Genomic DNA, 26,419 nt, shown 5'->3' with positions numbered 1-26,419 from the left:
AGAAAGGAATTCAGGCGGCCTGCACCGCTGCGGCCCGCGTGACCGCATCGATCGATTCGGCCAGCAGCGCCGCGATGCGCTGCAGGTCTTGCCGCGTGGCGATGTACGGTGGCGCCAGCAGCACGTGGTCGCCCAGCCGGCCGTCGACCGTGCCGCCGAATGGGTAGCACAGCAGCCCGCGCGCCATCGCGTCCTGCTTGATCAGCGCGTGAACCTTGACAGAAGGATCGAACGGCGCCTTGCTGCCGCGGTCGGCCACGAGTTCCACGCCCCAGAAGAAGCCGCGGCCGCGGATGTCGCCCACATGCGGATGTGCGCCGAGCGCATCGCGCAACATCGCACCGAAGGCCGCGCCGTCTTCGCGCACCTTGGCCAGCAAGCCATCGCGGTGAAGCACTTGCTGCACAGCGAGTGCGGCCGCACAGGCAACCGGGTGCCCGAGGTAGGTGTGGCCGTGCTGGAAGAAGCCGCTGCCCTTCGACATCGCATCGACGATCTTCTTCTGCGCCAGCACCGCGCCGATCGGCTGGTAGCCGCCGCCGAGGCCCTTGGCGATGGTGATCAGATCGGGCACGACGCCCTCCTGCTCGCACGCGTGGAGCGTGCCGGTGCGGCCCATGCCGCACATGACCTCGTCGAGGATCAGCAGCACGCCGTATTTGTCGCACACGGCGCGCACGGCCTGGAAGTAGCCCGGCACCGGCGTCAGCACGCCGGCCGTGGCGCCGCCGACCGTTTCGGCGACGAAGGCAATCACACGATCCGCGCCCTGCGCCAGGATCGCGGCCTCGAGCTCCGCGGCCAGCCGCAGGCCGTAGGCCTGCGCGGTCTCGCCGGCGCGTTGCTCGCGGTAGGGGTAACACGGCGCCACATGGGTCGCGGGAATCAGGATCGGCGCGAACGGCGCGCGCCGCCATTCGTTGCCGCCCACGGCCAGCGCGCCGAGCGTGTTGCCGTGGTAGCTCTGGCGCCGCGCGATGAAGTGCGTGCGCTGCGGCTGCCCGATCTCCACGAAGTACTGGCGCGCCATCTTGAGCGCAGATTCCACCGCCTCCGATCCGCCGCTGACCAGGTACGCATGGCTCATGCCTGCGGGCGCGGTGCGAATCAGTTCGTCGGCCAGTTGCTCAGCCACTTCAGTGGTGAAGAAGCTGGTGTGGACGTAGGGCAGCCGGTCGATCTGGGCATGCATCGCCGCCAGCACATCCGGATGGGCATGGCCCAGCGAAGAGACGGCTGCACCGCCCGAGGCGTCGAGGTATTCGCGCCCGGTGGCGTCGCGCACCGTCATGCCGCTGGCCGACACGGCGATGGGCGGGGTGCTGCGCAAATGGCGATGGAAGACGTGGGTCATGGGTTCCGGTGCTTGTGTAACTAACGTTCTGGCGCGATTATTATTTGGAACATATGTTCCGTCAATGGTTTTGCTGGAAGCGACTTGGTACATTCGTTCCAGACCACGCCAGAGACACGAGAGACACCGATGCCCGTCAAGGACGACTTGCGCCAACGCTTTGCCGAACTGAGCCCTGCCCTGCAGCAGGTGGCGAAGTACGTGCTCGACCACCCGAACGATGTGGTGACCAGTTCCATGCGCACCATCGGCACGCGCTCGCAGAGCACGCCAGCCACGCTGGTGCGCTTTGCCCAGCACCTCGGCTACGCCGGCTGGCCGCAGCTCAAGGAAGCGGTCGCGGCCGAAATGGGCCTGGGCCCCGACGCGTATGGCGAGCGTGCGCGCCAGCTGGTGGGGCGCGCAAAAAAGCACGAGCTGGTCACCGAGATGTTCGAAGCGCAGCGGCGCAACCTCGACGCCACCGAGCGCCAGAGCGCCGCCGCGCTGGCCCGGGCGGCCACGCTGCTCGAAGGAGCCCGCTCGGTGCATGCGGCCGGGTTCCGCGCCTGCTTTCCGTTGGCGTTCTCGTTCGTCTACGTGTATCGCCTGTTCCGCGCCGGCGTGCACCTGATCGACGGCCAGGGCGGCTCGCTCGAGATGCAGCAGCGCGCGCTGGCCAAGGGCGACGCACTGGTGGTGATGAGCTTCGTGCCCTACTCGCGCGAGGCGCTGGAGGTTGCGCAGGCGGCGAAGCAGGCCGGCTGCAGGATCGTCGCCATCACCGACAGCGCCGCCTCGCCGCTCTCATTGCTGGCCGACGAAACCATCCTGTTCGCGATCCACAGCCCCTCGTTCTTTCCCTCGGTCACCGCGGGTTTCGCGGTAACCGAAGCACTGCTCGAACTGCTGGCCAGCCGCGCCGGCAAGGGCGCGGTCAAGCGCATCGAACAGGCCGAAGCACAGCTGTTCGCGTCGGGCGCCTATCTGCAGCCACCAAAGCAGCGCGGCGGCTGAGGCGGCGACCGCGCGTCGGGTATCGCTCGAAGCCGAACGAGCCTTCTCGCGGCACCCGAAGTCGCCACGTGTCAGCCAGGCAAGTCAAGACTCCCCGCCCGTGCCCGCGTAGCTAGCAAGCGCAGCCAGCACAACAGCCAACTGGGCCTCGCCCACCTCCTTCGACATCTCGCGCTGGGCTTGCGCCACGGCGCGGCCGAAGTCCTTCAGCCAGCTTTCGCCGGTCGGCGTGAATCGCACGATGCGCACGCGCTTGTCCGCGGGATCGGCCAGCCGCTCGACGAGCCCGATCGATTCGCATTGGTCGATCAGCTCCGTCATCGCAGCGTTCGTCATCGCGGCGCGCCGTGCAAGCTCTGTGATGCGCGTACCGTCGATATCGAGGTGGCGCGTGAGATTGACATGCGAGCGGCGCGTCTGCGCGTGGCCGCGCTCATTCATCAGCGCCATGACGCGCTCCTCGAAGCGGCGCAGTGCGCTGCTGAGCAGGCGGCCGATGTTGTCGGTGCGCCAGCGCTCGCCGATGCGCGCTCCCTTTCCGGGCGTAGGGGAATTCCTCAAGGTCTTGCAATCCTCATATATTTAGGTAACCTAAGCATCTATGCGAAGCCAACGCTGAGCGGCGATGCCGAGCCTATACGGCCTATGTCCATGACCTATTCCACCAATACTACGGCCCCCGCGCAGCAACGTGCGGTGGACACAGAAATCCTGATTGCGGGCGGCGGCCCGTGCGGCCTGATGCTTGCCAACGAGCTCGGCCGCAGAGGCATCCGCTGCCTGCTGGTCGATGCGAAGCCTGGAACCGCCTTCAACCCGCAGGCCAACGCCACCCAGGCGCGCACGATGGAGCACTTCCGCCGCCTCGGCTTCGCGCACGAGATCCGCAGCCTGGGTCTGCCGGCCGATCACCCGACCGACATCGCCTACTTCACGCGCTACACGGGCCACGAGCTGGCGCGCATCCACTTGCCGACGGCGGCGGAGGCCGCCGAGAAGATCAAGTCGATGACAGGCTCGTGGAGCGCCGCCGAGTTGCCGCACCGCGTCTCGCAGAAGTTTGTCGAGGCGGCATTGCGCCGCCATGCCGAGGCATGGCCCACGGTCGACGTGCGCTACAGCTGGCGGCTGGAACGCTTCGCCGACACCGGCGACGGCATCGATGCGTGCATCAGGCCCGCGGAAGGCGGCGCCCCGGTCGAGGTGAAGGCCAAATTCCTGGTCGGGGCCGATGGCCCGCGCAGCATCGTGCGAAGTGAACTCGGCATCGAATGGGGCGGGGTCACCGGCATCCAGCGCGACTTCATGGGCGGCAAGATGTTCGCCATTTATCTGCGGTCTGCGCAATTCATCTCGGCGCTGACGCATCCCAAGGCTTGGATGTACGTCGCGGTCAATCATGAGCGGCGCGCTTTCATGGCGTCCGTGGACGGCGTCGCCGAGTACGCGTTTCACGCCGCCGTGCATCCGCACGAGAACCCGGAAACCTGGACCGAAGCCGATGCGCGGCGCATCTTCGCGCAGACGGTCGGGGTCGAAGTGCCGATCGACATCCTGTCGATGGGCATCTGGCAGGCCGGCCACGCCCTCGTCGCCAAGCAGTTCCAGCGCGGCAATGTGTTCATTGCAGGCGATGCGGCGCATCTGTTCACGCCCACCGGCGGCCTTGGCTACAACACAGCGGTTGAAGACGCGGTCAACCTGGGCTGGAAGCTGGCCGCCGTACTGCGCGGGCAGGCGCCCGCCGCACTGCTGGAAAGCTACGAGGCTGAGCGCCGTCCGCTCGCCGAACGAAACACTGGCTATGCAAGAAGCTTCGCCGATTCGGTCGGTCTGTTCGCCGCCAGAGCCGAGTTGGAGGAAGACTCGCCGCGCGGCGAGGTCGAGCGGCGCGCCGCGGCCGCGCATCTTGACGCCCACGCACGCCTGGAATTCAACATCCCCGGCGTCACGTTCGGCGGGCGCTACGACGGGTCGCCGGTGATCGTGGCCGATGGCACGGCGCCCCCGCCTGATGAGCCCAATCGCTACGTCCCCACCGCCTGCCCTGGCGGTCGACCGCCGCATGCCTGGCTGCAGGGCGGCCGTTCGCTGTTCGACCTGTTCGGCCGCGACTGGACCTTGCTCGCACTGGGCGCCGAGCCGCCCGATACGGCGCCGTTCGAAGCCCTCGCGCACATGCGCGACCTGGATCTGCGCGTCGTGCGGTTGCCGCAGCCCATGCTGCGCGACCTGTACGAGGTGCCCCTGGTGTTGATTCGCCCCGACCAGATCGTCGCCTGGCGCGGCAGTTCCGCCGAAGAAGCGCAGGCCGTGTTCGACCAGGCCACGGGCCACCACCTCGTTTCGGAGAACTGCGCATGAAACCGCTCGACCCCTTCACCATCACCGAGGCAGTGCTCGAGTCGATGGATCGATCCCCCGATGCGCGACTGCGCAGCGTGATGGGCAGCCTGGTGCGTCATCTGCACGACTTCGCCCGAGAGGTGAAGCTCACCGAGGACGAGTGGTGGCGCGGCATTCGATTTCTCACCGACGCGGGACACATCACCGACGACAAGCGGCAGGAGTTCATCCTGCTTTCGGACGTGCTCGGCCTGTCCACGCTGGTCATGGCACAGAACAACACCAAGCCGACCGGCTGCACCGAGGCCACCGTCTTCGGTCCGTTCTTCGTCGAGGGCGCACCCATGGTCGAGCATGGCGCCGATATCGCCAATGGCGCCAAGGGAGCGCCGTGCTTCGTGCGGGGCCGGGTCACCGGGCTGGACGGGGAGCCGGTTCCTCACGCGCTCGTGGATGTCTGGCAGGCCGACGAAGAAGGTTTTTACGACGTGCAGAAGCCCGCCCCCTCGTTGTCCGAGCACCGGGCCCGGGCCCAGCTGCGCACCGACGCCGACGGCCGCTACCACTTCCGCTCCATCGTGGCGCACGAGTACCCCATCCCGCACGACGGCCCGGTGGGCGCCCTGCTCGATTCGCTCGGCCGCCATCCATGGCGCCCGGCGCACCTGCATTTCATGATCCAGGCGCAAGGCTACGAACGGCTGATCACCCATGTGTTCCGGCACGGCGGGCGCTACCTGGATTCCGATGCCGTGTTCGGCGTGCGCCCCAGCCTCATCGCCGATTGGGTGCGCCACGAAAGCGACGACCCGGCCAGACCGCCGGTCTACTACACGCTGGACTATGACTTCGTGTTGAACACCACTGCACGGTCGGCGGACTGAACGATGGAGCCTCTGGCTTTTACCTACCAATGCGCACCAGCCCGCGTCGTGTTCGGCTGCGGCAGCCTGAACCGCCTGGACGAGGAACTGCTTGCCCTGAACGTGCGGCGTGCGTTGGTGTTGTGCACACCTGAGCAGCGCGAGACCGCGGAGTCGGTCGCGGCACGACTGGGCGTGCGCGCCGCCGGCGTCTTCGACCGTGCCGTCATGCACGTGCCGATCGAGACCGCGCGCGAAGCCGTGGCCCACGCCCGGGCGGTGGGAGCCGATGGCATGGTCGCCGTCGGCGGCGGTTCGACCATCGGCCTCGGCAAGGCCATCGCACTGGAGCACACGCTTCCCATCGTTGCCATTCCGACCACCTACGCCGGCAGCGAGATGACGTCCATCTACGGCATCACCGAGAGTGGCATCAAGAAGACCGGCCGCGATGCGCGCGTGTTGCCACGCACCGTGCTGTATGACCCAGACCTGATTCGCACACTGCCGTTCAAGGTGTGCGTGACAAGCGGCTTCAATGCCATGGCCCACGCCGCGGAGGCGCTCTACGCGCACGATGGGAACCCGGTGGTATCGCTCATGGCGGAGGAAGGCCTGCGTGCAATGGCCGCCGCACTTCGCGGCCTGCAGGCGGAGCCGCAATCCGATGCGGCACGCGCACAGGGGCTCTACGGCGCCTGGCTGTGCGGCTCGGTGTTGGGCGCCGCGTCCATGGGCTTGCACCACAAGCTGTGTCACACGCTGGGCGGCAGCTACAACCTGCCGCACGCCGAGACGCACACGGTGATGCTGCCGCACACGCTGGCCTACAACGCCGCCTTCGCGCCTGCCGCAATGTCGCGTGCGGCGCGCGCGCTCGGCACTGTGGAGAGCCGCGTACCGCCGGCGCTCCACGATCTCATGCGCGCGACAGGCGCACCGCTGGCGCTGAAGGAACTCGGCCTGCCAGCGGAGTCTCTCGACCGCGTGGCCGATCTGGCCGTGCAGAACCCCTATCCCAACCCGCGGCCTCTGGACCGCGACGCACTGCGCGCGATGCTGCAGCGCGCCTACGACGGCGAGCCGCCCTTGCCTTGAGCGCTGCGGCGCCCACCATTGCGCCGCACTTTCCTCATGCGGCCCTGCAGTTGCGGCTGGGCCCTGCCGCTATTTGTCGATGGGCGATTGATAGGTGACGCCGTACTGCGCAGACAGATCCACGACACGCTTCATGTCACGCGGCACAGCGAGCCCTTCGTTCGCCACTGCGATGAAAAGCTCCTCGAGCCCCCCTGGCAGGCAGCAAAGAATGTGCTCGCCTTCCACGTCGCTGACGTTGCGATACTGGTGCACCATTCCCTTGTGCTGTTGCACCAGCGTCCCAGCCGGTGCTTCGATCGTTCGTTCGCCCTTCTGCCAGAAGCGGTAGTGACCCCGCAGAATGAGAAAAACCTCGTCCTCGCGCGTATGGACATGGGCCGGCGGACCGCCACCGGGCTGCGAGATAACGCGGGTCGCGGACATGGTTCCGCCGGTGGAGGCAGTCGTCACCTCTACCTTCATCCGGAGCCCGAAAGCGGAGAACCAGGGGCTTTCTCCGTCCATCGCATGCGCCTCCTTGGCCAGGGACGGCGGCATCATGAAGACGGAGGCTGATGCAGCGAGAGCACCTAGCACCGATCGGCGATCAAGACAGTGTTGGGCGGGCGCTTTCACCTGCTTGTCTCCTCGCTGAAAAACTTGGTCATCTGCTCGACCAAGGTCTGGGGGCATTCCGTCGCAAGCCAGTGCCCGCAGTTCTGGATCACACCACCACGCACCTGCTTGCCGGCCGCCTCCATCTGCTGCAACAGAATCGGGCCTACGCCCATGCTGCCGCCCAGCGCCAGAACAGGCAATTCCAGTTTGTTGCTTTCCAACCAGGTCGCGTTGCGCTTCGCGTCGGCCGCAATGGTGCGAAACATGCCGAGCCCGCCTCGGACGGCGCCCGGTTCCGAATACGCCTTGACCACCGCATCCATGTCCGCATCGACGGCTTCGATGTTCACCGCAAAGTTGCGGATGAACCAGGAAAAGTACGTACGCTCTTTGCCCTGGATCAGGGCCTCCGGGAGATCCGGCACGTTGTAGAAACTCCAATGCCAGAGACGACTGTCCTTGGTGAGTTGGTCCCATGGCGGAATGCCCGGAACAACACAATCCAGCATCACGAGCTTGGTCACCCGGCCGGGATGGCGCGCAGCGAGTTCGAAGCCAACGTGCGCACCGAGATCATGGCCAACGACCAGCGCGTTCTTGACACCAAGTTGATCCAGCAGTTCGAGCATGTCCCGTGCCACTGTTTCCCGGTCGTACCCAGTCAACGGCCTGGAAGAGTCGCCCATCCCTCGCAGATCCGGCGCAATGACTGTGTATCGACTGGAGAGCATTGGAATGACGTGATGCCAGGCATAGGAGGTGTTCGCCCAGCCGTGCAGCAATAGGACCACGGGCCCTTTCCCAGCCTGGAGGTAATGCAGGCGCACGCCGTTGACAATGGCCATGCGATGGCTTCCGCCGGGATTTGAATCGTCCTTGGATGGGATCGATACCGACCGAGTCCCATCGCCACCTGGCACGATCTGCGCATTCACGTCACTACTTCCAACACAAGCACTTGCCATCACGATCATGGCCATCACCCCCCTGAATGCGCCGTCCAATGCACGGCATCTGTTTCTTGATCGCAACTATGTCTCCTTGTTTCAAGTTGATTTTGTGGACCTCCCGGAGCCGGCTTATGCGGTACATGTCGGTGCTCCGTTCAGTGGTTGCCAAAAGCGGCTTCGTGGAAACTCGGGTCGTAGTAGTACGCGGCGCCGTGCAGCCTGGCGCCGAGCCGGCCGAACTTTGCGCGCAGCCTCACGACCGTCTCGACGCCTGCAAGGTCGATCTGGCCCCGCCGCTGAAAACTCTCCGGGCCGGACAGCAGCGCGTGGTATGCCGTTTCCGCTGACTGGGGCGGCGTGTTCGGCGGCATGTGCGCCAGGAAGATCCTGAGCGCCTCGTCCTTGTTGCGCGGCTCGCGCAGCCAGTCGACCGCTTGCGCGTGGGCGCGTATGTAGCCCCGCACGCGCTCCGGCTGGGCGCGCGCCCAACTTTGACGGACCGAGGCGACGACGCCCTGGTAGTGGCCCAGCTCGTCCGTCGCATTGGCCAGCCGGTGGAAGCCCTGCGCCTGGGCCATCGCATCGAACGGCGCAACCAGGATGGTCGCCGCGTGCTTGCGCTCCAGCAGCGCCTGGTAGCGCTGCAACACCCCGCCCGCCCGCTCGGTCTTGTAGTCGCGCTCCAGCAGCAGGCCATGGCGCTCCAGCAGTTCGAGCAGCACGAAGGCATAACCGGTGGTCAGGGCATCCACCGACAGTGTCTTGCCCCGCAGGTCGGCATAGCCGCGGCTCTCCGGCGACGCCACCAGCCGCAGAAAGCCCGCGTCCGAACCCATGACGGCCACCAGATCCGGCCCGTCAACGCCCGCCTCGCCCTGCCCTTCGCGGTAGGCGATGACGTTGTCCATGGCCGTCATGGCGATGTCGAACTCGCCCTGGATCAGACCCTTCATCTGGAACGTGGAGTTCGGCGTGGGCGTGATCGCGACGGCCAGCCGCTCGCTGGCGAAGAAGCCCTTGTCCTGGGCGATCCAGAGCGGCCAGTTGAAGGCCCCGGGAAACACAATGATGCGCAACGGTGCCGGGGTTTCCGCCACGACACGGGCGCCGCCGGCGCATCCAGCGACAAGCGCGGCCAGCGACGAGATCGACAAGAACCGCATGAACATGGACGCCTGTTTCAAGAACTTCTTCACCGACACCTCCTCCGTCTGGTTGTCCGTTGCAGCCGCATCTAGACGATGCGGGTTTCGAGCTCTCCGAGCGCCTCGATCCATACCCTTGTCACGTCACCGCGCTTGAGGAAGGTGCCGGTCTCCATGCCGACGCCTGCCGGCGTGCCGGTCAGGATCACGTCGCCCGCCAGCAGGTCCACGCGCTCGCTCAGGTAGGCGATCTGTTCGGCGACGCCGTAGAGGTGGTTGCTGGTGTTCGAGTCCTGCCGCAGCTCCCCGTTGACCCAGAGCTTGATGGCCAGGTTCTCCGGCGAGCGGACGAACTGGGCCGGCGTGAACACCGGTCCCAGGGGGCATGAACCGTTGAAGCACTTGTGCCCGATCCAATCGAAGCGAAAGGGGGACGAAGGATCCACGCCGTCCCTCACCAGGTGGTCGCGCGCCGACAGGTCGTTTGCACACATGTAGCCCGCCACGTAGTCCAGTGCGCTGTCCACGCTGACTTGCGCGGCGCGCCTGCCGATCACGACAGCGAGTTCCGCCTCCCAGTCCAGGCGCTCGGTGCGGGGCGGATACGGAACGTCGCCCCGGTGGCCGGAGAGGGTCGCGGCGCCCGACTTCAGGAAGTGCCAGGGCGGCACGCCCTCCTTCTTCGGGTCGAGCACCAGCTTCTGGTTGAAGGCGCGGCCCATGGCTTCCACGTGATCGCGGTAGTTAGCCCCCGCCGCGTAGATGGCGCCGGGCCGGCTGAATGGGGAGCGCAGCGTGAGGCTGTCTGCATCGAGTCGAGCGGTCGAGAACCCATCTGGATTCGCAGCGAGTTCGGCGGCGAGCTTGTCGAGCTCGGGTACGGACAACGCCCAGTGGTCGACGAGTTCGTCAAGGCTGGCCGTGGCCAGGCTCGCGCAACCGGTCGCGCGTGCAACGCCGCCCAGATCGAACCAGTGGTTGCCGATCGCAAGGCCGGACCGCGGAGTGCGTTCCGTTTCATAGGTGAACAGTTGGTACTTCATGGAGATCATTGGTCAGACGAGCCGCCGCTCGGGTTGGACGGACGCGACTCCGCTTCCAGCAGCTTGATCACGGCGGAAATGTCTTCCTCGCCCATGCCGCCTTCCAGCGCGCGCAGGAAGTACGGAGCGGCGGCAGAAAACAGCGGCGTGGCACAACCCAGCTCGCGCGCCATCCCCGCCCCGAGCCGCAGGTACTTGTGCAAGGTGTTGAACGATCCGGGAGCGGGTGTGAAGGCCCGCGCGGCCATCAGTGGCGCGCGGATCGTGAACATGGCGGAATTGCCCGCGCCTTGACGGATGACTTCGGCAACGCGCTCGGGCGCGAAGCCCGCGCGAACACCCATGTTCATGGCTTCCGCCGCGGCGAGCGTATGGATGGTGACGAGCGTATTGGCGATCAGCTTCATCGCGACCGCCGAGCCGACATCGCCCAGATGGAAATGGTGCTCCGTGATGGCATCGAGCACCGGTTTGCACTCCTGGAACAAGGCCTCGTCGCCGCCCACGTAGAGGGCCGCGCGGCGCTCAACCACCATGGGCGGCGATCCGCTCACTTCGGCTTCGAGCATGCGGGCGCCGGCCTGTTGTACGCGAAGCGCCTGCTGCACCTTGTAGTCCCGCGTGTAGGTGCCCATCTCGATGACGATCTTGCCGGGAGCGAGTGCTTCCAGCACGCCCTCTGCGCCATTGAGCACCGCGGCTTGCGCGTCTTCGCCGGGCAGGCACAACAGCAGCACATCGGCCTGCCGGGTCACTTCGGCTGGGGAGTGCAAGGCCTCGCCGCCCGCGCGCAAGAACGCCTCGCGGTCTGTGCGGCGGAATCCGACCACCCTGAAGCCGGCGCGCATGAGATTGACGGCAATGGGCAAGCCGAGCTGCCCGATGCCGATCATGCCGATAAAGCGATGAGGTTTTCCCACCTGTGTCTCCTAATAATGTGAGCGGATTCTGCGATCCGGATAGACATCTATCCAGACCGATTCGATGATTCCCTCGTATAAACAACTTCTATACTTGGTGCGTGAAAGACCTGAACCTCCTCTACACCTTCGAGGCAATCTGGCGCGACCGCTCCGTCACCGGCGCTGCCGAAAGTCTCGGCCTGACGCAGGCTGCGGTGAGCGCGTCGCTGAAGCGGCTGCGAGAGGAGTACGAGGACAAGCTGTTCACGCCCGTCGGCCGCAAGATGGAGCCGACACCCCTGGCCGTGGACCTGGCCCCCCTGCTGCTGGATTCCTTGTCGATGGTTCGCAAGACGCAGGTGGAGCGACGGCGCTTCGACCCCGCCACGGCGAAGCGGATGTTCACCGTGCGCACTCGCGACATCGGCGAAGCCGTGTCCTTCCCACGCATCATGGCCGCCCTCGCACAGTGCGCGCCGGGGATCCGGCTTCGAACGGTTTTCCGGTCGATCCCGGAAACTGTCAGCGGCCTGGCGGGCGGACAAATCGACTTCGCGCTGGGATTTCTGCCCTCGCTGGAAGCAGGAATCCATCGGCGTTTGATTCACACCCAGCACTACGTGTGCGTCATGCGCGCCGGGCATCCGCTCGCCAACAAGAAGATGACCGCAGAGCGCTTCAGCGAAAGCGAACATCTGTTGGTGGAGTACTCCGGCAGCGGCCATATCCAGTTGGAACGGGCGCTGATCGACGCGGGCGCTCGAAACCGCATCAAGATTCGGTTACCTCAATATCTCGCGGCGCCCCACTTCGTGGTGAGTTCCGACCTCCTGTGGTCCGTGCCGGCAATCCTTGCCGAGACGCTGGCCAAGCACTACCCACTGGTCATCAAGCCGCTTCCCCTCGATTTGCCAAGCTTCGAGGTGTTCCTGTATTGGCACGATCGCTACCACCAGGATCCCGCGAACAAGTGGATGCGCGACTTCGTCGTGCAGCAGTTGGCTTCCACCTGACGCTGTCCATCCGCTCTGCGGAGCGCGACTGGCTCACCGAGTCTCAGGACGAGCAGCGTTCACCTGCGTCTCCTCCTCACGCGTCGCACCTGCGGCCGTCGCCGGCCGGCTCACTCCACAAATTGCGTTTATACGAATGAATCATTGATTCAGTATGGTTTGGTCGACCGCTAAAACGCAGAATTCAGCCACACCAACAAGGAGACTGAGTGAGTGCATCTGCCCACGCCGTCGGCATGATCTCTCCAGACCGGCCATGCTCATCGAACAACGCACCTATGAACTGAAGCCAGGCTCGCTGCCTGAATTCCTTGCGGGCTACGAGGCCGAAGGACTCCCGCTGCAACAGCAGGCGCTGGGCCATCTGATCGGGTACTTCGTCGCCGAGATCGGCGAGCTGAACCGCATCGTGCAGCTGTGGGGCTTCGACTCCTACGAAGACCGGCTCTCGCGCCGCGCCGCGCTCTCCGCCAATCCGCAGTGGCGCAGCTTCCTCGGAAAAACGGCTGCCCTGGTGATGCGACAGCGCAGCGAGTTGCTGACCCCGGCGAGCTTCTCGCCGATCCGCTAGGAGACCACGATGATCCGCTCGTTACTGCAAGTGGGCATGACCGTTCCTGAACTCGAGGTCGGCCGTGCCTTCTACGAACTCTTCGGCCTGGAGGCACAGGTCTCGGGCGACGACCTGGTCTTCCGCTGCGAAGGGAGTGCCCAGGAGTTGTTGCGCCTGATGCCCGGCGCACGCAAGAAGTTGAGCTATGTCTCGCTCGGCACCAACGCGGCCAGCATGGCGTCGCTGGTCGTAAATCTCGAACGCCATGGCGTGGCCATTGCCGAAAGCCCGTTCGGGCCGATGGCGGGCATCTGGTTTCGGGACCCGCATGGCGACTGGCTCAACGTGCAGGTGGCCGAGCCGCTGCCGTCGAACGCGCAAGCGCCGGCCGAGATCAATGCGCCCGGACGCTACCGCCGCATCGGCACGCGCGCATGCGACCCCTCCTCGCAACAGAAAAAGGCGCGGCCGCGGCGCATGGGCCACCTGATCAAGTTCTCTCCCGACGTGGATCGGTCGGTTGCGTTCTATACCGAGGTGCTGGGCATGAAGGTGTCGGACCGCGCAGGCGACGTTCTGGCCTTCCTGCGCGGCAGCGCGGGGGGCGACCACCACATCGTGGCCTTTGCCCAGAGCACGCACACGGGACTGCACCATCTCAGCTTCGAGGTCGCAGACATCGACGAGATCGAGGTCGGTGCACAGACTTTGCTGCGCGCGGGCTACAAGGACGGCTTCGGCCTCGGGCGGCACGTAGGCGGCTCGAACTACTTCCACTACATCCGCGATCCGTGGAACAGCCTGGTCGAGTACTTCTGGGACATCGACGTGATCCCCGAGGACGACAGCGGCTGGGAAGCCATGAACGTCACGCCGCAAGAGCTGACCGCCGTCTGGGCGACGACTCCGCCGCCGCCGGAGTTCCCCATGAACTTCGAAGAGCGTGATTGATGGTCGCGCACGACGAGCGCGCGCAGGAACTGCTGCGCGCCATGCTCAACAAGCCGCTCTACGTTGCGCTGCGCAAGCCCGGCAACCTAGCGCGCACGCCTGAACTGCTGGAGGCGCACCTGCGCTGGATGATCGCGGCGGAACGCCGCGGCGAACTGTTCGCCTCCGGCCCCTTCACGGACGACGCCAGTCCGCCCGGTGCGCTCGGCGGCATGACGATCGTGCGCGCCACGTCGGCCTCCCATGCGCGGGACATCCTGTCGTCCGACCCCTTCGTGAAAGAGGGCGTGGTGACGCTCGACGTCCGGAAATGGCTGCTGATGGAGGGCGGCTTCTCCGTCACGGTGCGGTTGTCCGATCAGTCCGCCCATCTTTTCTAGGCCTCTGCATCCGGATCGAAGCCCTGGGCGAGTTGGAAACCACGATGAGCTGACACCGCAAAAACCACCTGTGAGGAGACACCATGAAAAAGACAATCAAGCACACTGCTCTCGCCCTCTGCATCGCGTTGGTCGCCTCGGCATCCCATGCCGACGTGAAAGTGGGCTTCCTTGCCACGCTGAGCGGCCCTTCCGCCGATGTCGGACGCGACCAACTCGACGGCTTCAACCTTGCCCTTGAGCAATTGGGCGGGAAACTCGGCGGCACCCCGGCCACCCTCTTCAAGGAGGACGACCAGCAAAAGCCGGAGGTCGCGCTCGGCGCCGTGTCGAAGCTGCTCGACAAAGACAAGGTCGATGTCGTGACGGGGCTGACCTTCGCCAACGTCGTGATGGCGCTGCAAAGCAAGATTGCGGCGACCGACGTGCCATTCCTCGGCTCGGTCGCCGGCGTGTCGGCTTCGGCAGGTGCGCAGTGCAAGCCGAACCTCTTCGTGACCTCGTGGCAAAGCGATGTGCCGGCGGAGGCCATGGGCAAATACCTGACGGACAAGGGCGTCAAACGCATCAGCGTGCTGACGCCGAACTTCGTCGGCGGCAAGGACAAGATCGCCGGCCTCAGGCGCTTCTACAAAGGCGAGATCGCGGACGAGATCTACACGCCGCTGAACCAGCTGGATTTTTCCGCCGAGCTGACGCGCGTGAGCGCATCCCGGCCCGAGGCGGTATTCGCGTTCTATCCGGGCGGGCTCGGCGTGACCTTCGTGCGGCAATACCAGCAGGCGGGCCTGCTCGGCAAGATTCCGCTGTACACGACCAACACGATCGAGGGCACATCGATCGCAGCCATGGGCACCGCCGCCATCGGCGCCATCACCGCCGACACCTGGTCGCCGGGCAACCCGGGCGCAGAGTCGCGCCAGTTCGTCGCAGCGTTCGAGAAAAAGTATGCGCGCATGCCCTCCGCCTATGCGGCCTTCAGCTACGACGCGGCAATGGTGCTCGACGCGGCCCTTGCCAAGCTCAAGGGCAACGCTTCCGATCGCAAGGCGTTGGCGCGGGCGATTGCCACCACGCCGTTCAAGTCCGTGCGCGGCGCGTTCCGCTTCGGCGGCAACAACTTCCCGGTGCAGAACTATCACGTGTTCGAGATCGCCAAGGACGCGGCCGGCAAGCCGGGATTCCGATTGCTCGCGGAAAACGTCCTGCAGTCGCATGCGGACGCCTATGCATCGCAGTGCGTAGCCAAGTGACGCGCTGACCTGGCGCCGGCCGCTTCGGCGCCGGCTGCCCCCTCCCTCCCTTCCTTCCTTTTCAGGCCGCCATCGGTGCGAGGCATCGGTGTGGGCATCGCTCGCCCTTTTTTTCCCGCAACAACACAAGGAGACAAACCATGAGGAGACACACCATGAGAAAGAAATCGATCGCAGCCGTCGCGGCCGGCGCGCTCGCAGTGGGCGCCTGGGCGCAATCGCCCAGCGTCAGTGGGCCCGCGACCGCACCCGACCAGGATGCAAGGCGAGCCCAATCGGAGGCGGAGTCGCGCGCACGCGCGGCGTCGGCCTCCAGCGTCTCGCTCTACGGGCTGGTCGACACAGGCGTCGAATACGTCAACAACATCGGGCCCGGCCCGGGCAGCGGCCACGTGATCCGCATGCCGTCGCTGACGGGCAGCCTGCCCTCGCGCTGGGGCGTGCGTGGCGTCGAGGATCTGGGCGACGGCCTGCGCGGTGTCTTCGTACTCGAGTCGGGCTTTGCGCCCGACGCAGGCGGCCTGAACCAGGGAGGGCGCGCCTTCGGGCGCCAGTCCTTCGTAGGCTTGTCCGGGGGCTGGGGCACGGTGACGGTGGGGCGCCAGTACACGATGCTGTTCTGGTCGCTCCTGGACGCTGACGTCCTGGGCCCCAACATCTATGGCAGCGGCTCGCTCGACGCCTACATCCCGAACGCACGCGCCGACAATTCCATCGTCTACCGCGGCACCTTCGGCGGCCTCACGCTGGGGGCCTCCTACAGCCTCGGGCGCGACGCTGCGAATGCGGGGCCGAGTCCGGCCGGCACCAACTGCCCCGGCGAAAGTGTCACCAGCAGCAAAGCCTGCCGTGAGTGGTCCGCCTTGCTGAAGTACGACACAGCCGCATGGGGCACCGCCCTCGCCGTCGACGAAATCCGCGGCGGTCCCGGCGCCTTTGCAGGCTTGGTGAGCAGCGCGCTGAAAGACCGACGCATTTCGGCGAACGGGTATGTGAAGCTGGGCCAGGGACAACTCTCTGCGGGCCTGATCCGGCGCGACAACGATGCCGATCGCCTGACGCCCCGAAGCGACCTCTGGTACGTTGGCGCAAGCTACCCCATCTTGCCGACCTTGACCCTCGACGCGCAGATCTTCCGACTCGGCTACAAGAACAGCCGGAACAGCGCGACCCTGGGCGCCCTGCGCGGCACTTACCACCTGTCCAGGCGCACCGCGCTGTACGCGACGGTCGGGCATATCGCCAACGACGGCAGCCTGGCCCTGTCTGTGAGCTCCGGTGCGGCCGGCAGCAACCCGATCGCAGGCGGATCCCAGACCGGGGTCATGCTGGGGATGCGGCACTCGTTCTGAGGTGCCAGCGGGGCAGCAGCGCTGCCGTCAGCGCGCCCGCTCCGGCAGCAGCAGCAGGCGGCCGTCCGGCCCGCGTTCGCAAACGCCGGTCAACACCTCGCTGTGGCGGCCGGGCAGCGGCATGCGCACACCCTCGGGCTGGCCGAGGCAGGCTTCGCGCATGCCCGGTGCAGGCCCGGGGTCAGCCCAGGCGGCAAAAAGCGGTGGTGGCGGCGGTGGCGGCATGGGCAGCATCACCATGCAGCCGGAGAGCGCGGTGGCGATCACGGCAGCCACGAACCAGTCGGTAGTCTTCATGCGGCCGAGTGTGGCGGGCGATCTCGGAGAAATTGCGCAGGATCAGTCGGACGGCGCCTCGAACGCAAAGCCCACCCCGTACACCGAACGGATCCAGTCGTGCGACGGTGCCGCCACGGCGAGCTTGCGGCGCAGGTTCTTGATGTGGCTGTCCACCGCGCGCTCGGTCACGTCGGCCGTGTCGTCGTAGGCCAGTTCCAGCAGCCTGGCGCGCGAGAAGATGCGGCCCGGGTGCCGCGAGAGCGCCTGCAGCAGGCCGAACTCGCGCCGCGTGAGGTTCAGCGGCATTCCGTTCAGCGAGGCGCGCCAGTGCGCGTCGTCCAGCACCAGGGGCACTGCCGGCGCATCGGCGGCCTTGCCGGCACTGACCTGGGTGCGCCGCAGCACCGCCTTCACCCGCGCCACCACCTCGCGCGGCGAGAACGGCTTGCAGATGTAGTCGTCGGCCCCAAGCTCGAGCCCGAGCAGCCGGTCGACCTCTTCGATGCGCGCGGTCAGCATGATGACCGGATGGCTGGTGTGCACCCTCGCCTGCCGCAGCACGGTCATGCCGTCGAGGCGCGGCAGCATCACGTCGAGCAGGGTGAGATCCGGCGGCGTGGCGATCATCTTTTCGAGCGCGGCGTGGCCATCGGCCGCATGGTCGACCTCGTAGCCCGCATGCCGCAGGTAGTCGAGCAGCACCGAGGCAATGTCTTTTTCGTCTTCGACGACGAGGATGCGTGTCATGGCAGAACCGCCTTGTTCAAGAGCGGCAGGGTCAGCGTGATGCGAACGCCGCCGAGTGGCGAGGCCGCCGCATCGATGGTGCCGCCGTGCTCTTCGACGGTGGCGCGGCAGATCGACAGGCCGAGGCCCGAGCCACCCGTCTCGCGGTTGCGCGATGCCTCGCCGCGAAACAGCCGCTCGAACAGGCGTGGCAGCTCTTCGGCCGTGACGCCGGGCGCGCTGTCGTCGAACTGCAGCACCAGTTGCTGCTGCCCGCCGTCCATGGCTTCGGTGTGCGCGCCCAGTTGCAGTTGCCCGCTGGCGTCGGTGTAGCTCAGCGTGTTCTCCAGCAGGTTCATGAACACCTGGTGCAGCCGGCGCGCATCGCCCTCCACCATCGGCTGGGCTTTGGCGGCCAGGGCTTCGATGGCCGTCGCATCCACCTCGATGCCGCATTTGGCAAAGCGGTCGCGCGTCATCGTCACCGCCTCCTTCAACAGCACCAGCGGATAGGTCGGCGCAAAGGGCGCCAAGGCATCCTGCGGCTCGCGCATGCTGCTGCGCAGATCGTCCACCAGGTGGCCGAGGCGCATCACCTGGCGGTGCAGCCGCAGTGCGGTGCGGTCGTCGAAGCTGCGCACGCCATCCTGCAGGGCCTCGATCTCGGCGCGCATGGCGGCGAGCGGCGTGCGCAGTTCATGCGCCACGTCGGCCAGCCAGACGCGCCGGCTCGCCTCGACCGTGTCGAGCCGTTCGGCCATGTCGTTGAAGGTGCTTCCGAGCAAGGCCAGTTCGTCGGAGCCGTGCACCGGCACGCGGATGCCGGCCCGCCCGCGCGCCACGTCCTGCGCGGCCTGCGTCAGCGCATCGATCGGGCTGAACCAGCGCCGCGCCAGCAGCCATGACAGCACCAATGCGAACGCAAGCCCGGCCAGCCCGGTCAGCGCGACGATGCCCGATTGGCGCGCGACGAACGCGCGGTCGGCCTGGCTCTCCAGCCCCTCGAGCGGCGCCAGCACCAGATAGCCGACAACGACGTGGCCCTGCTGGATCGGCAGCCGGGCCGAGGCCTTGGGGTCGCTCACCATGCCGGCCACCGGCGCACCCTTGGCGTCGACCACGCCGAGGCGCTGGACCAGGGAATCGGCCGCTTCGCGAAGTCCGAGAAAGAGCCAGGGCGGCGGCAGCCCGAACGGCGGAGGCGGGGTGTCCAGCTGCGGCCACGAGGGTGGCTCGCCGCCCCGGTCCGAGGGCGGACGGCGCGCGTACCACGAAGGCAGACGGCTGTCGGTCTTGCCGCTCGCATCGGGCTGCGCCAGGCCGGCGTCGCCCATCTGCAAGCGACGCCAGGCGTCATCGTCCCGGCGCAGCCTCTCCCAGCTGCCGTTGGTGGCGTAGTGCTGTTTCAGCAGTTGAACCAGCCAGTTCATGCGGCGGATCTCGATCTCTGCCACATAGGGGCCGAGGCCGCGCTGAAGTCCGAGTATCGAGAAGCCTGCAAAGATGAGCAGAACGCCCAGCAGCAAGGTGGCCAGTGCAAGGAATATCTTCTTGGAAAGGGTCAGGCGGGACATCGTTTCAATCGGGCACTGGGCCGCATTTTGCGGCACAGCGTCATCGCAGATCTCCCGCTGCAGAAGGGGGCGTGCACAGCGGCAGCCTGAAGGTGATGCCCAGCGCGCCGAGCGCGGAAGGCGCCGCATAGATGCGCCCGTTGTGCGCGCTGGCGATACGCTGGCAATGGCGCACGCCCGCATCGGACTCCCGCGCCCCGCGTTCGAACAGATGCGCCAGGCCGGGCGCCGACGCATCGGGGCCGGCGTCCATGAAGTGAACGGCGGCCCTGGCGCCATCGGCGAGCGCCAGCACCTGCAGCGTGCCGCCGTTCTTCAGTGCGCGGCAGGCGATCCGGGCCACATGCATCAGCAGTTGCTCGATCTCCTCCTGCTGCACGAACACCGGGAGCGGGTGCGCCGGCAGGCGATGCTCCAGCACGATGCCCCTGCCCTGCAGCATCGACCTGCAGGCAGCGGGCATCGCCAGCAGCAGTTGCCCGAGGTCGGCCGCGGCGCGCGGTTCGGCCACCGCAACGGCACTGGCGACGATGGCAAGACTCAAGGGACTCGGCATCATGGAACGTGCGCGCCGCTGAGCGTCAGAAGGCGTGGCGGATGCCGAAGTCATAGCCGGTGGACGAGCGCGGGATGCCCGTGTAGCCCACCGAACCGCCCGTCGTGATGGCCGAACTCAGCGCGCCGGTGTAGAGCGCGTCGTTGCGGTTGTTCACGCGGGCCACCGTCGTGTACAGCGCGGTGCGCTTCGACAGGTTGTGCACGTACCCGATTGCCAGCTTCTGCACGCGCGGCCGCTCGCCGTAGAGACCCGTCGCGCCTTCGTCGTAGCGCACTGCCGAATACGCCGCGCGGATCAGGCCTGCGCCCACCGGCACCGTCGCGCCGAGCAGATAGCCGTTGTAGTTGTCGTTGTACGAGGCCAGCGAGGCGCCTTCGAACTTGTTGCGCACCTGCGAGAGTTCGCTGAACAGCTTGACCGGCCCGAAGTCGTACGAGGCGCCGAGGTTGGCCGTCTGGATCTTGCGGGTCAGCGCGCTGGTGTCGACGATGGTGCTCTCGCCGTACGACGCAGCGATGTCCAGCGGCCCGTTGGCATAGCCGAAGCGCCCGCCGACATAGCGGCCCGCGTTGCTGTTGGTCGAGGCGGTGGTCGTGCTGCTGGTGCTGGTGTCGACGTTCTCGTGCAGGCCGTACTGCACCTGGCCATAGAAGCCGCCCAGGTTCGGCGGCAGGAAGTAGCCCACCGTATTGCTGGAGCGCACGTACTTCGGGTTGGCCAGGTTGCTGCTGCCGCTCACCGAAGAGATCACGCTGGTGCCCGAGCCGTTGGTGCCGAACGGATCGAAGACGGTGTCGTTCCAGAACGTGGCCGTGTAGTCGCGGCCCAGGCGCACTTCACCGAAGCCGCCGGACAGGCTCACCGTCGAGCGACGGCTGAAGTTCAGGCCGGTGCCGCCATCGTCGGAGCTGATCGGCGCTTCGAGCCAGAAGCTGGCCGCCAGGCCGCCACCCAGGTCTTCGGTCCCGCGAAATCCGAGCCGGCTCGAGTTGTAGCCGGAGTTGGTCAGGGCCCACTGGCTCTGCTTGTAGCTCTGGCCCGTGAGCGCATCGCGCGATGTGGCCGACTGGTAGCTGATTGCCGTGTCGACCACGCCAAACAGCGTGACGGACGATTGCGCCGAGGCAAAGCCAGCAGCGAGCAGCGCGGCCATCGCCGCGAGGGTTCGTTTCATTCAGTTTTCTCCGGGTTCAAGGGATTGCATCGAACCGCTGCACTGCACCTGCACTGCGGCGGCGAGCGAATGTTGAACGGCGAATGCGGAGGCAAATAGGAGGCCGTCGACGCAAGGTCTCCCACATTCCTCCCGGATCGGCAAAGACCATCGCGGCCATGAATGACCTGACCCGCGAAGACGTCGACCTGCTGCTGATGATCGGAGCCGCCGTGGTCGTCTTCCTGGCGCATGTGGCCGCGCTGATCGCGGTGCTGCGCGGGCGCGTGCTGCGCCGCGTGCGCGGTCAGCCGGGCGTGGCGTCCTTGAGCCAGGCTGCGTCCCAGCCCCCGCCCAGGCCCTGAATCAGGCCGACCGCCGCCACCTGGCGGTTGACCCCCAGCTGCAGCACGGTGCGGCGCGCGTTCAGCGCCGATGCCTGCGCCGTCACCACCTCGGTGTAGCTGACCTGGCCCGCACGGTAGCGGTTCAGCAACTGCTGCTCGGTCTTGTCGGCCGCGACCGAGGCCTCGCGCCGCAGCGCTTCCTGTTGCGCCAGGCTGGCCGTGGCGGTGAGCTGGTCTTCGACGCCCTGGAACGCGGTCAGCACGGTCTGCCGGTAGCGCGCGACGGCCGCCTCGTGCCCCGCCTTGGCCGAATCGACGCGCGCACCGATCGCACCCGCATCGAACAGCACCTGCGCCGCCGAGAGGCCGAGCGACCACAGCGTGTTGGATGCGCTGAACAAGTCCTGCACGCGGCTGGCCGAACGGCTCAGCGAGCCGCTCAGGTTGAGGCTTGGAAAGTAGGCCGAGCGTTCGATGCCGATCTGCGCATTGGCCACCGCCACGGCGCGCTCGGCCGCGGCGATGTCGGGCCGGCGCTGCAGCAGCGTCGACGGCACGCCCAGCGGTACGGCGGGCACGGCCGGTGTCCATGCGGCGAGTGGAGGAAGCTTGAAGTCGGCCGGTGCAGCGCCCACCAGCACCGCGATCGCGTGCTCGAGCGTGGCGCGCGTGCGCTCCAGCGCCACGCGTTCGGCACGTGTGTTGACGAGTTGCGTCTGTGCCTGCAGCACGTCGCTCTGCGCCGCAATGCCGGCGTCGTAGCGGTTGCGCGCGATCGTGTAGCTGCGCTCGTAGCCTTCGATCGTGTCGGCCAGCAGGGCCAGTTCGGCATCGGCCTCGCGCAGCGAGAAGTAATTGATGGCGAGCTCGCCATGCGCCGACAGGCGGGCCGCGGCCAGATCGGCCGCGCTCGCCTGTGCCGATGCCTGCGCGCTCCCCACGGCCGCCCGCAGCCGGCCCCAGACATCGGGCGCCCAGTCGACATTGAGCCCGACGCTCGACGAGCCGCTGGACGTGCCAGCCGTGCGGTCGCCGCTGCGGCCCGCGCTGCCGGAGAGCCCGACGGTCGGAAACAGGCCCGCGCGCTGTTCGCGCACCAGCGCGGTCGCCTGCGCATAGCTGGCGACGGCCGCCGCGATGTTCTGGTTCGACACCTGCACGCGTGCAGCCAGCTCGTTCAGCCCCGCGTCGTTGAACAGCTGCCACCACTCGCCGCGATCGAGTGCGTCGGCCGGTGCGGCGGGCAGCCAGCCTTCGGCGGCCGGTGCTTCCTTCCAGGCGCTCGGCGATGCGATGGCAGGCCGTTCGTAGGTCGGGCCGACCGCGCAGCCGGCCAGCAGCGCGGCCAGTGCGAGTGCCGTCGTCGTGCTGCGCAAAAAGGGAATGCGATTCGGGGTCATGTTTCGGCGCCCGCAGCACGGGCCAGATGTTGTTCGTTGGCGGGACGCCGGCGCAGCTTGTCCATCAGCACATAGACCACGGGCGTGGTCAGCAGCGTGAGCAGCTGGCTCGCGATCAGCCCGCCGATGATCGACACGCCAAGCGGCTGGCGCAGCTCCGCCCCCTGCCCGAAACCGATCGCGAGCGGCAGCGCACCGAGCGCGGCAGCCATCGTGGTCATCAGGATCGGGCGGAAACGCAGCATGCACGCCTCGCGCACCGCCTCGGTCGCGCTCAGGCCGCGCGAGCGTTCGGCTTCGAGCGCAAAGTCGATGATCAGGATCGCGTTCTTCTTGACGATGCCGATCAGCAGGAACACGCCGATCAGCGCAATGATCGAGAAGTCCATGCGGAACAGCAGCAGCGCCAGCACCGCGCCCACGCCGGCCGAAGGCAGCGTGGTGAGCACGGTGATCGGATGCACCAGGCTTTCGTACAGCACGCCGAGCACGATGTAGATCACCACGATCGCCGCGACGATCAGGAACGCCTGCTGCCCCTGCGACTGCTGCGCGCTCGCCGCCGTGCCGCTGAAGCTGCCGCGCACGTTGATCGGCATCGCGATGTCGGCCGTGGCCTGCTCGACGATAGCGCGCGCTTCGCCGATCGAGGTGCCGGGCGCCAGGTCGAAGGAGATGGTGCTCGACAACTCGCCGCTGTCGTGCGAGATCGAGGTGGGAATGGCGCGCTCCGAAATCTTCGCGACGGCGCCCAGCGGCACCATGGTCGTCGCCGTGTTGCTCAACGGCGAACCGGTCGAGGCGCCGCGCAGGCCCGGGTTGGCCGAGGTCGTGGCCACCACGTTGCCGCTGGTCACCGTCGGGTCGGTCGGCACATAAAGGTCTTTGAGCTCGACCGGGCCCTGCATGAAGCGCGGCGCCCATTCCATGATCACCGCGTACTGATTGAGCTCGTCGTAGATGGTGGCCACCGAGCGCTGGCCGAACGCGTTGTAGAGCGAGCTGTCGATGGCGCTCGAGCTCAGGCCCAGGCGCGAGGCGCTGTCGCGGTCCACCGTGACATAGGTTTCGACGCCGTTGTCGGACTGGTCGCTGTCGATGTCGGTGAGCGCATCTTCCTGCTTCAGCCGGTCGGCGAGCTTGCCGACCCAGGTGCGCAAGTCCTTGAGGTTGTCGCTCTTGAGCGTGTACTGGTAGGTCGAGTTGCTGGAGCGCCCGCCCATGCGCAGATCCTGCACCTGGCCCAGGAACACGCGCAGCCCGGTGAGCTTGTCGAGCTGCGGGCGCAGCCGCGCGATGACCTGCGGACTGGTCGCGTCGCGCTGCCCCACCGGCTTGAGGTTGACGAACATGAAGCCGCCGCCGGCGCGGCTGCCGCCCGAGAAGCCGACCACGGTGTCGACCGCCGGATCGGCACGGATGATGTCGACCGCCTGCTTCAGCTTCTCGCCGAGCGCCGCCGACGAGATGCTCTGGTCGGCGCGCAAGCCACCATTGAGCTGGCCGTTGTCCTGTTGCGGAAAGTAGCCCTTGGGGATGTGCGTGAACAGGTAGTAGTTGAGCCCGACCACCGCCACCAGCACCAGCATCACGATGGTCTTGCTGGCCAGTGCCCAGTCGAGACTGCGCTCGTAGGTGCGCAGGCTGAAGTCGTAGCCGGCCTCGGCCCAGCGCACCGGCCAGGCGCGCTTGCGCGGCGGCGTATCGGGGTCGACCTTGGGCTCGGACTTGAGCAGCCAGGCGCACATCATCGGCGTGGTGGTGAGCGAGATCACCAGCGAGATCAGCACCGAGGCCGACAGCGTGACCGCGAACTCGCGGAACAGCCGACCGACCTGCCCGTCCATGAACAGCAGCGGAATGAACACCGCCACCAGCGACAGGCTGATCGACAGCACCGTGAAGCCGACCTCGCGCGCACCGCGCAGCGCGGCCTCGAGCTTGTCCATGCCCGCCTCGATGTGGCGCTGGGTGTTCTCAAGCACCACGATCGCGTCGTCGACGACGAAGCCGGTGGCCACCGTCAGCGCCATCAGGCTCAGGTTGTTGAGGCTGAAACCCAGCAGGTACATGACGCCGAAGGTGCCGAGCAGCGACACCACGGTGGCCACGGCCGGCACGATGGTGGCGCGCGCGCGGCGCAGGAACAGCCCGACCACCAGCACCACCAGAACGATCGAGATCATCAGCGTGAACTCGATCTCGCGCAGCGATGCGCGAATGGAGTTGGTGCTGTCCGAGGCCACCTGCACGTCGATGTCCTGCGGCAACTGGGCTCGCAGCTCGGGGATGAGCGCACGCACGCCGTCGACGGTCTCGATGATGTTGGCGCCAGGCTCGCGCGTGATGAGCACGACGATGGCCGGCTGCCCGTTGAAGAGGCCGAGCGTGCGCCGGTTCTCGACGCCATCGACCACGTTGGCCACGTCCGACAGGCGCACCGCGGCGTTGTTGCGCCACGCGATGATCATCGAGCGGTAGTCGGTCGCGCGCAGCCCCGGCGACGGCGTGTAGATCTGCAGCCGGCGGCCTTCGCCCTCGATCGCGCCCTTGGGCCGGTTCGCGTTGCTGGCCTGGATGGCCGCACGCACGTCCTCGGTGCTGATGCCGTACTGGTTGAGCGCAAAGGGCTGCAGCTCGATCCGCACCGCCGGCAGCGAGCCGCCGCCGATCTCGACATCGCCGACGCCCGGCACCTGCGAGATGCGCTGGCTCACGATGTTGGACACGGCGTCGTAGATCTGGCCGGGTGTCTTGGTCTTGGAGGTGAGCGCCAGGATGATGACCGGCGACGACGCGGGGTTGGCCTTGCGGTAGGTCGGGTTGCGCCGCAGCGTGGCCGGCAGGTCGACCCGCGCCGCGTTGATCGCCGCCTGCACTTCGCGCGCCGCGCCGTCGATGTTGCGCTTGAGGTCGAACTGCAGGTTGATCCGGCCCGAGCCGGTCGAGCTGTTCGACGTCATTTCGTTGACGCCCGCGATGGTGCCGAGCCGCCGCTCCAGCGGCGTCACCACGCTGCTGGCCATGGTGTCGGGGCTGGCACCGGGCAAGCTGGCCGTGACCGAAATAGCCGGGTAGTCGACGTTCGGCAGCGGCGAGACCGGCAGCACGAAGAACGCGGCAATGCCGGCCAACGCGATGCCGATGGTCAGCAAGACCGTGGCGATCGGGCGCTCGACGAAGGGTCTCGAGAGGTTCATCGGTTTGCTCTCGGGGCGCGTCGGTGGGCGGTATGCGCTGGGGCGGCCGACGTCACCGGCCCTTCGGGCTGCCCTGCGCTGCTCGCGTCAGGCGGGGTCCGCGTGAACTCGCTTCGCTCAAACAGCACGCGGCCCTGATCCGCCTGCCCCTGCGCTGCTCGGCGGTGCCTCAACGGCCGCCCCAGCGCATACCACCCACCGACGTGGACCGGAAGGGGTTGCATCCGGAATGCGCAGACCTTCGCACCACCCCGAAGCCCGGTGTGCGGTGCGGGCTGGCCGATCCCTTCTGCGCCGCCGAGGAGCGCAGCGCTTTGCGGATCAGGGCTCGCAGCTGTTTGAGCGAAGCGAGTTCTGCGAGACCCCGCAAAGCGCGAGCACC

Annotated in this window: 25 protein-coding genes; 11 read left to right on the top strand and 14 right to left on the bottom strand. The window is 67.0% G+C overall.

The annotated features are described in order from the left end of the window. Nucleotides 1-10 precede the first annotated feature (10 nt). The gene (locus QTI05_RS27035) at nt 11-1,354 is read right to left on the bottom strand and encodes an aspartate aminotransferase family protein (RefSeq protein ID WP_286624871.1); all 1,344 of its coding nucleotides are present in this window, start codon (nt 1,352-1,354) and stop codon (nt 11-13) included. 129 nt (nt 1,355-1,483) lie between these two features. Between QTI05_RS27035 and QTI05_RS27030 the strand changes: the two genes are divergently transcribed. Further along, the gene (locus QTI05_RS27030; RefSeq protein WP_286624872.1) at nt 1,484-2,350 is read left to right on the top strand and encodes a MurR/RpiR family transcriptional regulator; all 867 of its coding nucleotides are present in this window, start codon (nt 1,484-1,486) and stop codon (nt 2,348-2,350) included. A gap of 84 nt (nt 2,351-2,434) precedes the next feature. On the opposite strand, the gene QTI05_RS27025 is transcribed toward QTI05_RS27030, so the two are convergent. Beyond that, entirely contained in the window at nt 2,435-2,911 is a 477-nt protein-coding gene (locus tag QTI05_RS27025) for a MarR family winged helix-turn-helix transcriptional regulator (protein WP_286624873.1), read from the bottom strand. A gap of 90 nt (nt 2,912-3,001) precedes the next feature. On the opposite strand from QTI05_RS27025, the gene QTI05_RS27020 reads away from it, so the two are divergent. Genes QTI05_RS27020 through QTI05_RS27010 form a run of 3 tightly spaced genes read left to right on the top strand, consistent with a single transcriptional unit; the run spans nt 3,002 to nt 6,657 of the window. Next, nucleotides 3,002-4,714, top strand: a complete 1,713-nt coding sequence (locus QTI05_RS27020) for an FAD-dependent oxidoreductase (RefSeq protein WP_286624874.1) — start codon at nt 3,002-3,004, stop codon at nt 4,712-4,714. Next, the gene (locus QTI05_RS27015; protein WP_286624875.1) at nt 4,711-5,580 is read left to right on the top strand and encodes an intradiol ring-cleavage dioxygenase; all 870 of its coding nucleotides are present in this window, start codon (nt 4,711-4,713) and stop codon (nt 5,578-5,580) included. The genes QTI05_RS27020 and QTI05_RS27015 overlap by 4 nt, the downstream gene beginning before the upstream one ends. A gap of 3 nt (nt 5,581-5,583) precedes the next feature. Next, complete coding sequence (locus tag QTI05_RS27010) at nt 5,584-6,657, top strand: maleylacetate reductase (RefSeq protein ID WP_286624876.1); 1,074 nt, start codon at nt 5,584-5,586, stop codon at nt 6,655-6,657. A gap of 69 nt (nt 6,658-6,726) precedes the next feature. Here the strand turns inward: QTI05_RS27010 and QTI05_RS27005 are convergent, their stop codons facing one another. From QTI05_RS27005 to QTI05_RS26985, 5 genes are all read right to left on the bottom strand, one after another. Continuing rightward, nucleotides 6,727-7,200: a cupin domain-containing protein gene (locus QTI05_RS27005; protein WP_286624877.1), complete on the bottom strand. Its 474-nt coding sequence runs from the start codon at nt 7,198-7,200 to the stop codon at nt 6,727-6,729. Nucleotides 7,201-7,271: 71 nt separating this feature from the next. Continuing rightward, on the bottom strand, nt 7,272-8,102 hold the full coding sequence (locus tag QTI05_RS27000) for an alpha/beta fold hydrolase (protein WP_286624878.1): 831 nt from the start codon (nt 8,100-8,102) through the stop codon (nt 7,272-7,274). A gap of 260 nt (nt 8,103-8,362) precedes the next feature. After that, on the bottom strand, nt 8,363-9,376 hold the full coding sequence (locus QTI05_RS26995; protein WP_286657984.1) for an ABC transporter substrate-binding protein: 1,014 nt from the start codon (nt 9,374-9,376) through the stop codon (nt 8,363-8,365). A 65-nt stretch (nt 9,377-9,441) separates the two neighbouring features. Beyond that, entirely contained in the window at nt 9,442-10,395 is a 954-nt protein-coding gene (locus QTI05_RS26990) for a fumarylacetoacetate hydrolase family protein (protein WP_286624880.1), read from the bottom strand. 5 nt (nt 10,396-10,400) lie between these two features. Continuing rightward, nucleotides 10,401-11,315, bottom strand: coding sequence for an NAD(P)-dependent oxidoreductase (locus tag QTI05_RS26985; protein ID WP_286657983.1), 915 nt, complete (start codon nt 11,313-11,315; stop codon nt 10,401-10,403). Nucleotides 11,316-11,416: 101 nt separating this feature from the next. Between QTI05_RS26985 and QTI05_RS26980 the strand changes: the two genes are divergently transcribed. The 6 genes from QTI05_RS26980 (at nt 11,417) to QTI05_RS26955 (ending at nt 16,799) form a co-directional block, all read left to right on the top strand. After that, complete coding sequence (locus QTI05_RS26980; RefSeq protein WP_286624881.1) at nt 11,417-12,310, top strand: LysR family transcriptional regulator; 894 nt, start codon at nt 11,417-11,419, stop codon at nt 12,308-12,310. A 256-nt stretch (nt 12,311-12,566) separates the two neighbouring features. Next, entirely contained in the window at nt 12,567-12,881 is a 315-nt protein-coding gene (locus QTI05_RS26975; protein ID WP_286547070.1) for an NIPSNAP family protein, read from the top strand. A gap of 9 nt (nt 12,882-12,890) precedes the next feature. Continuing rightward, nucleotides 12,891-13,814 carry a VOC family protein gene (locus QTI05_RS26970; protein WP_286624882.1) on the top strand — a complete coding sequence of 308 codons (924 nt, stop codon included), beginning with the start codon at nt 12,891-12,893 and terminating at the stop codon, nt 13,812-13,814. Next, entirely contained in the window at nt 13,814-14,194 is a 381-nt protein-coding gene (locus tag QTI05_RS26965; protein WP_286624883.1) for a YciI family protein, read from the top strand. Before QTI05_RS26970 ends, QTI05_RS26965 begins: the two co-directional genes overlap by 1 nt. Before the next feature lie 83 nt (nt 14,195-14,277). Continuing rightward, nucleotides 14,278-15,447 carry an ABC transporter substrate-binding protein gene (locus QTI05_RS26960; protein ID WP_286624884.1) on the top strand — a complete coding sequence of 390 codons (1,170 nt, stop codon included), beginning with the start codon at nt 14,278-14,280 and terminating at the stop codon, nt 15,445-15,447. 155 nt (nt 15,448-15,602) lie between these two features. Beyond that, entirely contained in the window at nt 15,603-16,799 is a 1,197-nt protein-coding gene (locus QTI05_RS26955; protein WP_286624885.1) for a porin, read from the top strand. Between the two features lie 27 nt (nt 16,800-16,826). Here QTI05_RS26955 and QTI05_RS26950 read toward each other — a convergent pair whose 3' ends face one another. The 5 genes from QTI05_RS26950 to QTI05_RS26930 are packed head-to-tail and all read right to left on the bottom strand — an operon-like array spanning nt 16,827 to nt 21,111. Next, nucleotides 16,827-17,096, bottom strand: coding sequence for a hypothetical protein (locus QTI05_RS26950; protein WP_286624886.1), 270 nt, complete (start codon nt 17,094-17,096; stop codon nt 16,827-16,829). 42 nt (nt 17,097-17,138) lie between these two features. Beyond that, nucleotides 17,139-17,825 carry a response regulator gene (locus QTI05_RS26945; protein WP_286547057.1) on the bottom strand — a complete coding sequence of 229 codons (687 nt, stop codon included), beginning with the start codon at nt 17,823-17,825 and terminating at the stop codon, nt 17,139-17,141. Beyond that, nucleotides 17,822-19,378 carry an ATP-binding protein gene (locus QTI05_RS26940; protein ID WP_286624887.1) on the bottom strand — a complete coding sequence of 519 codons (1,557 nt, stop codon included), beginning with the start codon at nt 19,376-19,378 and terminating at the stop codon, nt 17,822-17,824. Before QTI05_RS26940 ends, QTI05_RS26945 begins: the two co-directional genes overlap by 4 nt. Nucleotides 19,379-19,418: 40 nt before the next feature. Continuing rightward, complete coding sequence (locus QTI05_RS26935) at nt 19,419-19,922, bottom strand: sensor histidine kinase (RefSeq protein ID WP_286624888.1); 504 nt, start codon at nt 19,920-19,922, stop codon at nt 19,419-19,421. A 37-nt stretch (nt 19,923-19,959) separates the two neighbouring features. Then, a complete protein-coding gene (locus QTI05_RS26930) occupies nt 19,960-21,111 on the bottom strand; it encodes a porin (RefSeq protein ID WP_286624889.1) in 1,152 nt (383 codons plus the stop codon). A gap of 158 nt (nt 21,112-21,269) precedes the next feature. Between QTI05_RS26930 and QTI05_RS26925 the strand changes: the two genes are divergently transcribed. Beyond that, nucleotides 21,270-21,455 (top strand): hypothetical protein, encoded by a 186-nt coding sequence (locus tag QTI05_RS26925; RefSeq protein WP_286547050.1) that lies wholly within the window; start codon nt 21,270-21,272, stop codon nt 21,453-21,455. Here QTI05_RS26925 and QTI05_RS26920 read toward each other — a convergent pair. Together QTI05_RS26920 and QTI05_RS26915 are read right to left on the bottom strand one after the other, a co-directional pair. Continuing rightward, entirely contained in the window at nt 21,398-22,837 is a 1,440-nt protein-coding gene (locus QTI05_RS26920; RefSeq protein ID WP_286624890.1) for an efflux transporter outer membrane subunit, read from the bottom strand. The two genes, QTI05_RS26925 and QTI05_RS26920, sit on opposite strands and share 58 nt — an antisense overlap. Further along, complete coding sequence (locus QTI05_RS26915) at nt 22,834-26,037, bottom strand: efflux RND transporter permease subunit (protein WP_286624891.1); 3,204 nt, start codon at nt 26,035-26,037, stop codon at nt 22,834-22,836. Before QTI05_RS26915 ends, QTI05_RS26920 begins: the two co-directional genes overlap by 4 nt. Nucleotides 26,038-26,419: the final 382 nt, after the last annotated feature.

Origin of the sequence: Variovorax fucosicus (assembly GCF_030316825.1) — a bacterium.
GTDB lineage: Bacteria > Pseudomonadota > Gammaproteobacteria > Burkholderiales > Burkholderiaceae_C > Variovorax > Variovorax fucosicus.
Note: the sequence above shows the minus strand (reverse complement) of the source record. Positions and strands in the feature narration are given on the sequence as shown.